Source organism: Halobacteriovorax sp. DPLXC-1, from assembly GCF_036903125.1.
GTDB classification, from domain to species: Bacteria; Bdellovibrionota; Bacteriovoracia; order Bacteriovoracales; family Bacteriovoracaceae; genus Halobacteriovorax_A; species Halobacteriovorax_A vibrionivorans.
Map to the genome: position 1 here is coordinate 284,192 of NZ_JAYMCO010000002.1, position 12,680 is coordinate 296,871.

Here is a 12,680-nt window from a genome sequence, read left to right on the forward strand (position 1 = left end):
TGACGGGAATTTTTTGGGCCAAACAGTTAAAAATAGGATAGATTTATGAAATGTCGATACTATGTAACTTAAAAAATATAAATCTCGCCTTTGGGCAGAAAGTCATTTTCAATAACGCACAATTCTATATTGAGCACGGTGATAAAATCGGACTCATTGGCCTAAATGGAATGGGTAAGTCTTCTCTATTAAAAATTATAAATGAAGAGATCGCGCCAGATACATCGACTCCCCCATTTACCTTTGAGAAGGCCACGGCTTCACAAGGTCCAACGATGGAATTCAGTGTCTTTAAAGTCGACCAAAATTTCACTCTTCCAAATGAAGACATCACTATTGAAGACTATTTTTACTTTCAGTATCGTGACTTTGAAGTTCTAAATAATAAACTTGATTCACTTGATCTTTCAACAGAGAAAGGACTTACTGAGCAGAACAAAATTATGGAAGAGCTTGAACACAAGAAGTATTGGGATCTCAAAAATAATTACGAAAGTTATATCAAGGCCTTTGGCCTTACTGATCTTTCAATGAAAGTTAAAGGTCTCTCAGGTGGAGAGCAAAAGAAAGTTCAACTTAGCCTGGGCCTAACTGCAAGAGAGAACCTCATTCTTTGGGATGAGCCTACAAACCACTTAGACTTTGAAACAATTGAGCAATTTGAAGATGAGATCATGAAGTCCAATAAAACTCACGTGATCATCTCCCACGACCGCTACCTTCTCTCAAAAGTTACTACAAAGATCTTTAATATCCACTCTGGAGTGGTTTCTCCTTTTAAAGGAACATATGCAGAGTATCTTGAATATACAAAGACTCAAGAAGAGCTACGTCTTAACTCTCTAACAAAGCTTAAGAACTCTCTCAGGCGAGAGACCGCTTGGATGAGACAAGGAGTTAAGGCCCGTCGAACTCGCTCAAAAAAACGCGTTGAAGACTTCAATGATCTTTCAAAGCAAGTTCAAAAACTAAAAGATCAGGCCCGCTCAAAGCTTGATCTAGCAATGAATGACAGTAATCGAAAAACAAAGCAGCTTGTACAATTCAAAGATGTGGATTTTGGTTACGATAATAAAGAAGTGCTATTTAAAGGGGTAAACCTTTCAATCTTTAAAGGCGACAAGGTCGGAGTCCTAGGTGAAAACGGGGTTGGAAAATCAACTCTTATGAAATTAGTTGCCGAAAAACTTAACCCGAGCGCAGGAAATATAAAAAGAGCAGATGATCTAAAGGTTTGTCTCTTTTCTCAGAAACGAGATGAATTTGATCTTTCAAAGTCACCTTATGATCTACTTGGTGAAGGTGAAGACTTTATTCACTTTAAAAGTGGACGCTCGATACACGTTGCGACCTACTTTCAAAACTTCCTCTTTGATCGCGGAGAACTTCATAGGCCTCTTTCAAGTTTCTCAGGTGGAGAATTAAATCGTCTGCAACTTGCACTAAACCTTAAGAATGAAGCTGATATTTGGATTTTTGATGAACCGACAAATGACCTCGATATTGAGTCGATTGAAATCTTAGAGCAAAAACTCGCCGAATTCCAAGGAACGGTCATCATCATCTCTCACGATAGGTCGTTCTTAGAAAATATTACCAATCGTGTTTGGCTCATTGAAGACAAGGCCGTCACAAAATTCTCAAGTGGATTCACATTTGTTCGCCCATATCTTGAAGCTAGACAAATGGAGCGCGACCTAGAAAAACAATCGCAAGGGCCTTCTTCAAATAAAGAAGAAATAGCCGCACCTTCTATTAAGGAGACTCCAAAGCTTAACGACGTTCAAGTCGAAAAGATTGAAGAAGAAATTATGGAGCTTGAAGGCCAGATTGAAAAGATTGACGAGCTACTTTCAAAGTTTGACTATTCCAATATGGATGAAGAAAAAAACCAACTCATTGCAGGATTAAACCAGAAGAAGTCCGACCTTAATGCCAAGATTGAAGATTGTTTTGAAAAGCTTTCGTAATAAGAGCTAGATTCACAAATCAAACGATAAACTCTAACTAGAGGATTAAGTTTACATAACAAGCAAACTCACCATTTGAATTTAGCAACTCATTAATCATTACCTTGTCATCGTCTAATAAGTCATCATCACTCTCAAGATACATAATTACATGATCATCCTTCACCTTACCAACGCCACAACTATCTACGCATGCAAACTTTTCACCTTTGCAACCTAAACTTTTCCCAGCAAATGTATATTTTTTTCTTAACTCTTCTCTTGTAAGTTTAAATACATCGTCTTTAAACTTAAACACCTCTCTCATATCATCAACGCTTATCCACATATCTTGATTCGATAAAAGTTTCACGCGTCCATTTTCAAATTTCTCCACAACTCCATAAAAAAATACAAAATCAGAGTAATGCCCATTCTCTAGACTTACATAAACTTTAGCAAATTTTGACTTCACTCCGCGTGCTTCCTTAACTAGCTCAACACCAAATTCCCCTATGGACTGTCCTTCGATACTTTTACCATATATATCAGCAACCTTAATTTTTCGACTAACAAACTCTACCTTATTAAGAGCATAACCAAGACTATCACCGTATTTCTTCTCAAATATTTTTCGTTGTCGCTGCCAACATTTATTACTATAGTCAAAGAGCCCATTTTTTTGACGAATTTCTCCGCAGTCTTTAAAGACGAAATCATAATACTTTTTAATTTTATCTAATCTAGCTTTGTATTCAGACTCAGCTTTATTGATTTGAACTTTAATGTTGCCAGAGAATTGCCTCTTAAAAGTTCCATACAAAAGATCAAGTCCGTAGATGCTAGAACATAAACAAGTAACTAAACTGACTATTATAATTTTATTCACTAAAATACCTCAACTTCTATATTCATTAACCTTGCATAAAGACAAAGTATCCTTTTGTGATTGATATATTGAATCATGGTTATTAATCGACAAATTATGATTAAAAGTTGAACAGATTAATCAACTTGAGAAAATATGATAATAACAGTGAAAGCCTCTTGATTTTACACTGTTTATCTTAAAAGACTTGTTTGAAAACTTTCGTAATTGAAGAGAAAAAATCTTTTGACTCTGGCCAGTAGACGAACCGGTGTGCATAAACGCACACCTCTCGACATTACTTTCTAGCTGAAGACTAAATGGCCAAGCACCGCATACAATAGACAGGTCTTGGCCAGTCAATTATGCGGATGCTTCATTAATAGCATTTGAAATAATTTTTGTAAGCTTTAGAAGATCCTCAAGTTTCACATTGTGAAAGAGAGAAATTCTAAATTGATTCTTACCAAGCTTACGATAAGAGTTGATTCCATTTGCAATGTTTTGATCTTCTAGAACTTTTACAAGTGCATTGGCATCGTACTTCTCATCAAGATTGATCGTTGCAACAGATGTTGAGCGATACTTCTCATCTTGAACAAATGCTTCAAGAAAGCTTTCCTCTTTTGCCCATCCGTAAATTAACTCAGCTTTTTTATTTGCATGTTCAACGGCATACTTTTGTCCACCTTGTGAGTTCATAAGCTTTACTTGCTCATTAAGGAAGAAAAGAGTTGAAATACTTGGTGTATTATAAGTTTGATTTTTTACTGAATTATCAATCGCTGTCTTCCAATTCATAATTCCTGGAATATAGCGATCACTTGAATTAATTTCTTCAGCACGCTTTAGTGCCTTTGGCGACATGATGGCCACAAACAATCCACCTTCTGAAGCGAATACTTTTTGCGGTGAAAAGAAGTAGCAGTCAATCTTTGATAAATCTAAAGGAATTTGACCTGCTCCACTAGTTGCATCAACGGCCACAAGAGTATCTTCACTAACTGTTGGGATTGTTGTTGTTTGCACACCAGTTGAAGTTTCATTAAGTGTAAAACAAACCATGTCGGCGTCAGCGTGATCCTGAGGCTCACACCCTTGTCCATATTCACTTGCAATCTCTTCGGCCTCAATCCAAGGAATTAAGTTATGTGACTTATACCACTTATTTGAAAACTCTCCACATGTGTAGTGAACACTTTTCTTTCTAACTAGACCAAGTCCAATCATATCAAAGAGAAAAGTTGCTCCACCGTTACCCATAACGATTTCATAACCTTCCGGTAGATTATAAAAACTTCTAAGTCCATCTTGAATTTCTTTAACAAGATTTTTCACAGCTGGTTTTCTATGTGATGTTCCAAGAAGTTCAGCTTTTGTATCAGCAAGCTTTTGGATAAATTCTGTTGGAATAAGAGATGGCCCGACACCAAAGCGTGGGTCACTTGGTACTAGTTCTGATGGTACTTTATAATTTTCGAACATATTAAATTCCTTTTCTAATAGTCATTACGGCAATTTTAATTAAATTCACACCATTTGCAAACAATAACATATTGCCAAATAATAAATTCTTCTTAACAATTGTGTCATGAAAAAGTTGACCTTAACAGTTGCATGCTTTGTCTTTTTCATGACAAGTCTCGTAACAAATCAAACAAATGCACAAATATACAATATACCTGGTGAGTTCTCTCTAGGTATAGGAAATATGACAAAGTACGTTGGAAAGGTTCAAAAGGACCTTGACGGTGGACGAAATTATTTTGATTTCAATCCATATCTTCGCGCCAATTACCGCTCAGACTTTTATTGGGATAAGAAGTTAATCCTTGAAATAGGCTTAACAATTCCTCAAGAAGGTGCAGATGATGCTGTCACAGTAACCAATCTTTGGCTTCAGGCATTAATTGAACATATGATTAGTGACTTTAGGCTTCAGGCCGGTGCCGGACTCTTTTTTACTTATACAAAAATGGATGGAGAGGTCCAGACCCTTGGAAATGGTAATTCAACTCAACAATATAATACACCTTCAGATATCCAAACGGCCGTTAACAATATTCTCGTGATAGGAAGTGACTATCTGTTAAATAAGGACATTTTTATCAATGGCCAAATTAGTGCCTTTAATATTGAAGACGGTGATGAGCGTGCATTTAGCTATGGGCTCTCAATTAATTACACACTAGGTAATAAGAAATGAAAATACTTTTAAGCTTTATCTTAGCTTTTTCCGCCCAGGCCTTTACTATCAATGCCAATATACCTATTCGCTTTGCAGATCCTGAAATTAGAGTTCACGTTGCAGACAATGCTTGCTCAAATATCACAGACAGCGCCGATGAAATTATGGATATGGTAGAAATAGCAGCAAGTAATTACTGGAATAAAATTTCAACAAGTAGCCTTCATTTAAAAGGTGGCAATATTCAAACTGTTGACAGCGCTTATACGACAAATGGAATCTGTAATGCTGGATCAGCTGGCTGCTCAACTCAAGTACCAGATACAAATAGAGATATCCTTATTGTCTGTAACGGCAATACTGATGTTTTCACTTCAGTTGGAATTCTGGCAGTAACCCTTCCAAATAATCTAAGTGGTGCAACAATTGTTGGCTCAGTCATCGGAATTAATGATATTTCTGGAACTAAGTATAATGAGCAAACTCGTGCTCAGAAGATTGCTCTCTTTGCTCATGAAATCGGTCACGCTTTTGGTCTAGGTCATTCAAAGCTTGAGGACTCACTCATGTATTTTAGAAACCTAACAGGGCGAGAAACTATTGGAGAAGACGATTGGGACGGAGCGACTTACCTCTACCCTAAAGAGCAAATTCCAATGTGTGGAACAATTGAGCAAATCGATAAGCAGATCGATGATAAGCTTGAGGGCACAAACATGTCTGAACAGTCTCCTGCAAAGCCTTCCGGTGGTTTTTTCATAGGTGCTATCATGTTATTATTGAGTTTAATAATAACAAGATTTACGAATCAAGAAAAAATTTGTTAAGAAGTTAAATTTTTTTCTAAAGATTCAAACAGTAAGTGCCGATAATCACATTATGGAATCAAAGTCAGGAAAATTTATTTTAGGTATTCTTATCATTTTTCTATTTAAAGTCGCAATTGCTGACAATATGAGAGATACCAAACCACATGAAGTTAAGATCTCTGTTCTTAAGTAAGCGTTAATTTCGTAAAGTGCTCACCTCTTTTGATATAGTTCAGATACTGATCAAATGAAGGAAAGGCCGGCGAAAAGAGAATTACTTTTGCTTCAAATCCAGCTTTAAACACATCATCCAAATTCTCATAATACTCACAATCAATTTCACGGCATTCATTACTTAAAATCTTTCCAGACTCACCAAAAAAGTAAATCTTTCTTATCTCATTCTTGAATTCATCTAAGCGAGAAAGCTGATTATCACCTTCGCCTCTCAATTGACCACCAATGATAAGATCCACATTACCTAAGTTTTCAACTCCTTTAACTGCAATACAAGTAGAATCCCAATTAGTGGATTTTGCATCATTAAAAAAGTATTGATCAGATTCATGTTTAATTAATTGCAAGCGATACTCAACACCATGGAAGCTCTCACAAGCACCTTTAAAAGCATCGATATTACCTGTAAAAGCATCCCACAAGAGGTAGACGAAGTAGGTATTGATAATATTGTGTTCACCAAATATTTTAAGTTTTGAGACATCGATATAAGAAGATAATTCAGAGATAATCTTTTTCATATCAAGATCTAGTGCATGGCCATTTCTCATCTCATATGGAATTGCCACAGGAAGGCCACTTGGATAATAGGCCACTCCACCATTTTGCATATTCTTAAAGATTTCATACTTATCAAGTCCATATTCTTCGATACTATGATAGCGCTCGCCATGACTAAAAGTGAGATTTAAAAGTCCGGCCACATCACATTGAAATTCCTCAATGAGATTTAACTGAAAGCTTGAAAGCTCAAGGATAATTCCCTGGGCCTGCTCTCTTTCACCACTCATACGCTCGTAGATATAATCACAAAAAGGCACACCAATATTGCCACCTATGAAGTAATCCCCTGTCGTATCATACTTTGCACACTCTGCAAGAAAGCTAACAACAGTGGTTTTTCCATTAGTTCCAGTAACTCCCAGAATTGGAGCATCAGCAAATTTATAAGCAAGTTCAATTTCACACCAAATAGGACATGTAACACCATCAAAGATATCAATATCCTTAGAGATTCCTGGAGATAAAATAATCAAATCCATCTCTTTTAGTAGCTCATTTGAATTTTCTTGCTCCACCTTGCCCAGAATACTTCTTGTCTCTTCATATCTTGGCCAAGTCTCAACCTCACCTTGATTAACTAAATAAACGTCCTTTTCAAGAAATGTCAGAAGGCGAAGGGCCGAGCGACCTGAAACACCAAGTCCTACAACTGCGATTTTATTATATGGATTAAGAGATTCATTAATAATCATAGAAAAGTCCCGTTTTAAATGGTGGTTAGTCATGCTATAAATAACGTGATGAATTACCAGCAGCAATTTACTTCTATTATAAACATTCTACGGCCATATAGTGAAATATGGCAAAGAGAAGTTATTGATCAATTCCGTGCTGGAAAATTAGATCAAGTCTATCCTAAAAAGCTCATTGCACCACTACGAGAAATAACAGCTCAAGAACAATTCAAAGTTGATTGCAAAAGAATTTATGACTCACTTCCAGAATCAGACTTAAAAGATCTATTTAATTCACTAAAGAGCTTAGAAGAAGTTGAGGTCATTGATAAAGAGATGACGGCCGGAATTGAGAAGCTTCCAAGCTGGGCCTTTCACAAAGTTAAGGGAAAGAAGCAATACGAGATTCTAACTATTGCAAACTTCCTCACGAACTTACAAAAAAATAAAGAGATCAAATTTAAACATGTTGTTGATATCGGCGGAGGAGTTGGCCACCTTAGTAGAACTCTAGCCTACTACTTTGGCATGGATATGATCAGTCTTGATATAAATCCAGAGTTTCAAGAGATAGGGAAAAAGAGACTTGAAAAATTCCCTAAGCCGCAAGGTCACAAGAATGTCCAATTTATCAATCATGACTTTTCAGTCGATTTAGCAGATGAAAAGAATGAAGAAATCTTTTGCGATAATTCATTTTCACTAGGCCTTCATACTTGCGGGCCACTTGCTGTTAAACATATGCAGGTTGCAGCGAAACATCAAAGCAGTGGAATGCTAAATTTCGGTTGCTGCTATAATAAGCTTACACCTAAAAGTGATATTAACCTCTCAAACTTTGCCAAAGAAAATAATCCACTTGAGTTTGGACGCGATAGCTGCACTCTTGCGACCAGAGGTCATCAAAGCATGACCTATGAAGATTTTGAGCAAAAAAGAAAAGTTAAATACTATCGCTACTGCTTACAATTTTATATTGATGACATCTACGGACAAGACAAAGAAGTTATGCCTATTGGTGATGCACATAAAAGGCTTTATCTTGGTGACTTTGCAACCTATGCAAAATCAAAGTGCCACGAAAATAATATACCAATAAATTTTTCAGATGAAGAATTTGAAGAGTATTTAAAAAAGCATGAAGATATTCTAGAGACATTATTTCTTTGCGATATTATTCGCTGGCAATTTGGACGAGCACTTGAGCTATACATCCTTATTGATCGTGTTATGATGTTACAAGAGATGAATAAAGAGGCCAAGCTTATGAGCTTCTTTGATGAAGAAGAATCACCTCGTAACATGGGAATCTGGTATTATGACAAAGAATAAGAAGTTCGCTCTTATAACAGGTGCCACAACTGGGATGGGTGAGGCCTTTGCTAATTACTTTGCAAGTGCTGGAATCAATCTCTACCTTCACGGCAGAAATAGCAAAAAACTAAGTGCAAACGCAAAGACCTATCAAGATAAGTATCACGTTGAATGCAAAGTTATAGTTAAAGACCTCATAGAAGATGATGCCAGCTCGTTTTTAATTAAAGAAGTAACAACTCCAATTAATTACCTCGTCAATAATGCAGGTTTTGGAGTAGCTGGTAAATATCAAGATACTGATATTGAAAAACAAATTGCCATGCAAAGAGTTCACGTTGAAGTGCCCATGAGACTGACACATCACTTCTTAAAACAAGATGATCAATTACAGATTATTAACGTGGCCTCTCTTTATGCTTTCTTCCCTGTTCCTAGACAATGCATTTACGCTGCTTCAAAAAGCATGATTCACTCTTTTTCCCTTGCTCTTTATCGCGATCTCATTGGAACGAATAAAACTGTTATCTCTGTTTGCCCAGGACTCGTTTATACTCAATTTCGAATTAATCAAGGTAAACAAGAGAAAAAACACTTCTCAGGTATTTGGCCAAAACAGGTTGTTGAGGAAACATTGAATGCTCTTTCTAAACAATCACCATTTATCATTCCTGGCAGATTCAATAGAATTTTCAAATCACTTTTAACGACGCTCCCCACAAAAGTGTCATTACGCATAATTGAGAGAGTTAACACGGGGCGCGGATACTAAATACTTTCTTACAATACCTGTCAGATCTAGTCAGAATTAAAAATGCACCTTAAAATGCCTTCACACAACACACACGATTATTCATATAATTAATTTTATGAGGGACATAAATGCAAACTACCACAATCAATATTGATGAAATCAAATTAAATTCTCAGTACCTTAGAACAGAGACAGATGTAGAAACATTAAAGAATAGTATCGAAAGTATTGGACTAATTAATCCTCTCACAATTAATAAAGAAAACGAATTACTTGCAGGAGCAAGAAGATATACAGCTTTAAAAGAGCTAGGAATCACTGATATTCCAGTTCACGTTGTTGATAGAAAGAGCCTAGAGCAAGAACTTATCTCAATTGATGAAAACCTTGTTAGAAAGCCACTTGATAAACTTGAGTTTGAGAAGTGTCTTAACCGTGGTCGCGAAATCTATGAAGAATTAAATCCAACTGCTACAAAAATTGAAGTTGATAAAATCGCAACAACGACTGAAGAGAAGAAACTTGAAAAAGCTCAAGAAGAGCAAGATATGGACTCTTTTGCAGCTGTTACTGCCCAAAAAACAGGACTTTCTAAAAGCGTTATTAAAGGTGCAATCAAAAGAGACGCTCTTGCTTCAGAACATGTTAAGAAGGCCCGTCGTCTTGGCCACTTAAACGCTAGCCAAACAAATGAGATCATTAAGCTTGATAAAGAAACACAAGAGAAGATCCTTCCAATGATTGCTGACAAAACAGTAAAGGAAGCAAAGCAAATTATCACAGCTGCAAAACGTGGTGGAATTGAAGAAGCAAATCAAGAAATTGAAACAATGATTCCACTTCCAAAAGAATATGCACATCTAAGAAATCTCTCTAAGAGACTAAATAAAAATCTAACGAGAATTCTTCTAGAAGAGCTAACTTATGAAGGTAAAGAAGCAGACTCAATCATGAAAGAGATGAGAAAACTGCAAGAAAACCTGAACCACTTTTTTAAAATGGGAACGACAGGTAGCATGACAAGCACTGAGTCAATTGATGAAGATGATCATTCAGAGTCAACTCCAGTAGTCTTAGAAGAAGGCGCACAAGAATTCACACCAGAATACACTCTTTAATAAACGTTTACCTCTGGTCAATGTCATACTTTTTAGACAAAATAGACCAGAGGTAAATTTATGAAAAAACAAAACTCAAATCTCATTTTTATTTCCTGGATTGTTGCTATGATAGCAACAGTAGGAAGCTTATTCTTTAGTGTTATTATGGAATTCACTCCTTGTTCACTTTGTTGGTACCAAAGAGTGGCCATGTATCCCCTTGCTATAATTTTTCTCTTTGGCGTCTACGATGAAGAACACTATTGCATGAAAACAAGTATTCCTTTCACTGTCATTGGATGGGCCATTGCCGTTTATCACAATCTTCTTCAATGGGAAATTATACCAGAAAGTGCCTCACCTTGTTTAAGTGGAGTACCATGTTCAGCAAAATGGATAAATTGGTTTGGATTTATTTCCATTCCATTTCTATCACTTATGGCATTTACAATTTTACTAATAACTCTAGTAATATATTACAAAAATAAAAAATCAATGAGGACAACAAATGAATAAGAATTACAAAATCATCAGTGTTGTGATTGCTCTTATTGCAATCTTTGCTATCGCAACAACAGTTTACAAAAAACAACAAAGTAAGAAGCTTGGTATGCAAGCTAATGAAAATTATAAACTCTTTGTTCCAGACTATGCCCCATCAATGGGACCTGAAGATGCTCCTGTTACAATCGTAGAGTTTCTTGATCCAGAGTGTGAATCATGTCGCGCATTTTATCCATATGTTAAAAATGTTATGGCAAAGTACGAAGGACAAGTAAGACTTGTGGTTCGTTATGCGGCCTTTCACAAGAATTCAAGTTATGCCATTGCAATTCTAGAGGCAACAAGAAAGCAAGACAAATACTGGGAAACTCTTGGTGTCTTATTTAAAAGTCAACCAGCTTGGGGAAATCATCACAACCCAAGACCAGATCTCATCTGGAATTATCTTCCAACAATTGAGGGACTAGACATTGAAAAAGTAAAAGAAGATATGCACGATCCAAAATTCATGGAGATTGTAAAAAAAGACATGGAAGATGGAAAGAAACTTGGAGTACGTGGTACCCCTACTTTCTTTATCAATGGGAAACCATTAAAGAGTTTCAGTTACAACCAACTTGAACTACAAGTTAAGGAAGAGCTTGAAAAATAATGCATACCTTTGCTAACTCCCACTTTCTCAAAATCATAGAAGACAGTGGGAGTGCATCTCCTCAGAGAGGATGGCATCCAGTTCACCTAACTAAAAATGACAACACTCTTATCTCATATGTAAAAGATCATAGTTACGGTGAGTATATATTTGATTGGGCCTGGGCCGACCTTTATTACAGAATGGGCCTTGAATATTACCCCAAACTCATTCATGCTATTCCTTTTACACCTGTTAATAATAGTAAATTCACAAAAAATCTTGATTCAGATCTTTTAAAAGAATCATTTGAGTTTTATCAAAACTCTCCTTTTTCAAGTGAGCACTATTATTTTACTGACAAGGAATACACACAATTAGAGGATTTAGGTTTCTTTAAACAAGTCACGACTCAATATCACTTCATAAATGAATATGACTCTTTTGAAGATTATCTTTCAAAACTAAGAAAGAATAAAAGAAAGAATATAAAGAAAGAAAGACGAACTTGTGATGCATACGAGCTTAAAATAGAGAAAGTAGACGCAAGAGATCTACAAATAGAAGAACTTAAGCAGATCTATGGAATCTATTTAACAACCATCGATAAGAAGTCAGCTTACCCCTATTTAACGTTAGAGTTCTTTATTGGACTTAAAGAATTAGATAATTGCTTCTTCCACCTGGCCTATCTTGCAAGTAAAGAAGATGAGATTATTGCCATGGCAATGTTCTTTGAATCAGAGACAAAGCTTTATGGACGCTACTGGGGAATTCATCCTCTTTATCAAAGCAGTTTTGATTTTCTTCACTTTGAAATGTGTTATTACATGGGAATGGAATACACAATAGATAAAGGGCTTAGAATATTTGAGGCCGGCGCACAAGGTGAACAAAAACTTTACCGAGGATTTCGTCCAGTGGAAATTGAATCCTGGCATCATTTAAAGAATACTCAGATTCACGAAGCTCTTAGACAACATGTACTAAACCAGAATAAACAAGTGCAACGTTATCATCAAAAACTAAATGAGCTTCTTCCCTTTAAGAAGTAGGTACGTCGATACTTTTGGCCTTTGACCAAAAGT

13 protein-coding genes are annotated in these 12,680 nt (G+C 36.1%); 10 read left to right on the top strand and 3 right to left on the bottom strand.

Features of this window, described 5'->3' with window-relative positions; translation table 11 throughout:
- Positions 1–50: 50 nt before the first annotated feature.
- A complete protein-coding gene (locus tag VCM44_RS09605; RefSeq protein WP_334678674.1) occupies positions 51–1,970 on the top strand; it encodes an ABC-F family ATP-binding cassette domain-containing protein in 1,920 nt (639 codons plus the stop codon).
- A 37-nt stretch (positions 1,971–2,007) separates the two neighbouring features.
- Here the strand turns inward: VCM44_RS09605 and VCM44_RS09610 are convergent, their stop codons facing one another.
- A complete protein-coding gene (locus VCM44_RS09610) occupies positions 2,008–2,838 on the bottom strand; it encodes a hypothetical protein (protein ID WP_334678675.1) in 831 nt (276 codons plus the stop codon).
- A gap of 342 nt (positions 2,839–3,180) precedes the next feature.
- On the bottom strand, positions 3,181–4,302 hold the full coding sequence (locus VCM44_RS09615; RefSeq protein ID WP_115363849.1) for an aminotransferase class V-fold PLP-dependent enzyme: 1,122 nt from the start codon (positions 4,300–4,302) through the stop codon (positions 3,181–3,183).
- Positions 4,303–4,408: 106 nt separating this feature from the next.
- Here VCM44_RS09615 and VCM44_RS09620 point away from each other — a divergent pair, with 106 nt between their 5' ends.
- The 3 genes from VCM44_RS09620 to VCM44_RS09630 are packed head-to-tail and all read left to right on the top strand — an operon-like array spanning position 4,409 to position 6,007.
- Positions 4,409–5,023 (top strand): hypothetical protein, encoded by a 615-nt coding sequence (locus VCM44_RS09620; protein WP_334678676.1) that lies wholly within the window; start codon positions 4,409–4,411, stop codon positions 5,021–5,023.
- Positions 5,020–5,832, top strand: coding sequence for a matrixin family metalloprotease (locus tag VCM44_RS09625; protein ID WP_334678677.1), 813 nt, complete (start codon positions 5,020–5,022; stop codon positions 5,830–5,832). The genes VCM44_RS09620 and VCM44_RS09625 overlap by 4 nt, the downstream gene beginning before the upstream one ends.
- Before the next feature lie 52 nt (positions 5,833–5,884).
- Positions 5,885–6,007, top strand: a complete 123-nt coding sequence (locus VCM44_RS09630) for a hypothetical protein (RefSeq protein ID WP_255509259.1) — start codon at positions 5,885–5,887, stop codon at positions 6,005–6,007.
- Here the strand turns inward: VCM44_RS09630 and murD are convergent.
- Positions 6,000–7,307 carry a UDP-N-acetylmuramoyl-L-alanine--D-glutamate ligase gene (gene murD / locus VCM44_RS09635; RefSeq protein ID WP_334678678.1) on the bottom strand — a complete coding sequence of 436 codons (1,308 nt, stop codon included), beginning with the start codon at positions 7,305–7,307 and terminating at the stop codon, positions 6,000–6,002. The genes VCM44_RS09630 and murD overlap by 8 nt on opposite strands.
- Before the next feature lie 48 nt (positions 7,308–7,355).
- Here murD and VCM44_RS09640 point away from each other — a divergent pair, with 48 nt between their 5' ends.
- The 6 genes from VCM44_RS09640 to VCM44_RS09665 all read left to right on the top strand — a co-directional run bounded on the left by VCM44_RS09640 (position 7,356) and on the right by VCM44_RS09665 (position 12,647).
- The gene (locus tag VCM44_RS09640) at positions 7,356–8,621 is read left to right on the top strand and encodes a methyltransferase (RefSeq protein WP_334678679.1); all 1,266 of its coding nucleotides are present in this window, start codon (positions 7,356–7,358) and stop codon (positions 8,619–8,621) included.
- Entirely contained in the window at positions 8,569–9,375 is an 807-nt protein-coding gene (locus tag VCM44_RS09645; RefSeq protein WP_334678680.1) for an SDR family NAD(P)-dependent oxidoreductase, read from the top strand. The genes VCM44_RS09640 and VCM44_RS09645 overlap by 53 nt, the downstream gene beginning before the upstream one ends.
- Before the next feature lie 110 nt (positions 9,376–9,485).
- Entirely contained in the window at positions 9,486–10,475 is a 990-nt protein-coding gene (locus tag VCM44_RS09650; protein WP_334678681.1) for a ParB/RepB/Spo0J family partition protein, read from the top strand.
- Positions 10,476–10,535: 60 nt separating this feature from the next.
- Positions 10,536–10,973: a disulfide oxidoreductase gene (locus VCM44_RS09655; RefSeq protein ID WP_115363862.1), complete on the top strand. Its 438-nt coding sequence runs from the start codon at positions 10,536–10,538 to the stop codon at positions 10,971–10,973.
- Positions 10,966–11,613 (top strand): DsbA family protein, encoded by a 648-nt coding sequence (locus tag VCM44_RS09660; RefSeq protein WP_334678682.1) that lies wholly within the window; start codon positions 10,966–10,968, stop codon positions 11,611–11,613. Before VCM44_RS09655 ends, VCM44_RS09660 begins: the two co-directional genes overlap by 8 nt.
- Positions 11,613–12,647, top strand: a complete 1,035-nt coding sequence (locus VCM44_RS09665) for a peptidogalycan biosysnthesis protein (RefSeq protein WP_334678683.1) — start codon at positions 11,613–11,615, stop codon at positions 12,645–12,647. The genes VCM44_RS09660 and VCM44_RS09665 overlap by 1 nt, the downstream gene beginning before the upstream one ends.
- Positions 12,648–12,680: the final 33 nt, after the last annotated feature.

Bases quoted from the DNA above. Each gene is read 5' to 3' on its own strand.
- VCM44_RS09630 (WP_255509259.1), top strand. From the start codon at position 5,885: ATGGAATCAAAGTCAGGAAAATTTATTTTAGGTATTCTTATCATTTTT.
- VCM44_RS09640 (WP_334678679.1), top strand. From the start codon at position 7,356: ATGAATTACCAGCAGCAATTTACTTCTATTATAAACATTCTACGGCCA.
- VCM44_RS09645 (WP_334678680.1), top strand. From the start codon at position 8,569: ATGAAGAAGAATCACCTCGTAACATGGGAATCTGGTATTATGACAAAG.
- VCM44_RS09665 (WP_334678683.1), top strand. From the start codon at position 11,613: ATGCATACCTTTGCTAACTCCCACTTTCTCAAAATCATAGAAGACAGT.
- VCM44_RS09650 (WP_334678681.1), top strand. From the start codon at position 9,486: ATGCAAACTACCACAATCAATATTGATGAAATCAAATTAAATTCTCAG.
- VCM44_RS09625 (WP_334678677.1), top strand. From the start codon at position 5,020: ATGAAAATACTTTTAAGCTTTATCTTAGCTTTTTCCGCCCAGGCCTTT.
- VCM44_RS09615 (WP_115363849.1), bottom strand. From the start codon at position 4,302: ATGTTCGAAAATTATAAAGTACCATCAGAACTAGTACCAAGTGACCCA.
- VCM44_RS09660 (WP_334678682.1), top strand. From the start codon at position 10,966: ATGAATAAGAATTACAAAATCATCAGTGTTGTGATTGCTCTTATTGCA.
- VCM44_RS09655 (WP_115363862.1), top strand. From the start codon at position 10,536: ATGAAAAAACAAAACTCAAATCTCATTTTTATTTCCTGGATTGTTGCT.
- VCM44_RS09605 (WP_334678674.1), top strand. From the start codon at position 51: ATGTCGATACTATGTAACTTAAAAAATATAAATCTCGCCTTTGGGCAG.
- murD (WP_334678678.1), bottom strand. From the start codon at position 7,307: ATGATTATTAATGAATCTCTTAATCCATATAATAAAATCGCAGTTGTA.
- VCM44_RS09620 (WP_334678676.1), top strand. From the start codon at position 4,409: ATGAAAAAGTTGACCTTAACAGTTGCATGCTTTGTCTTTTTCATGACA.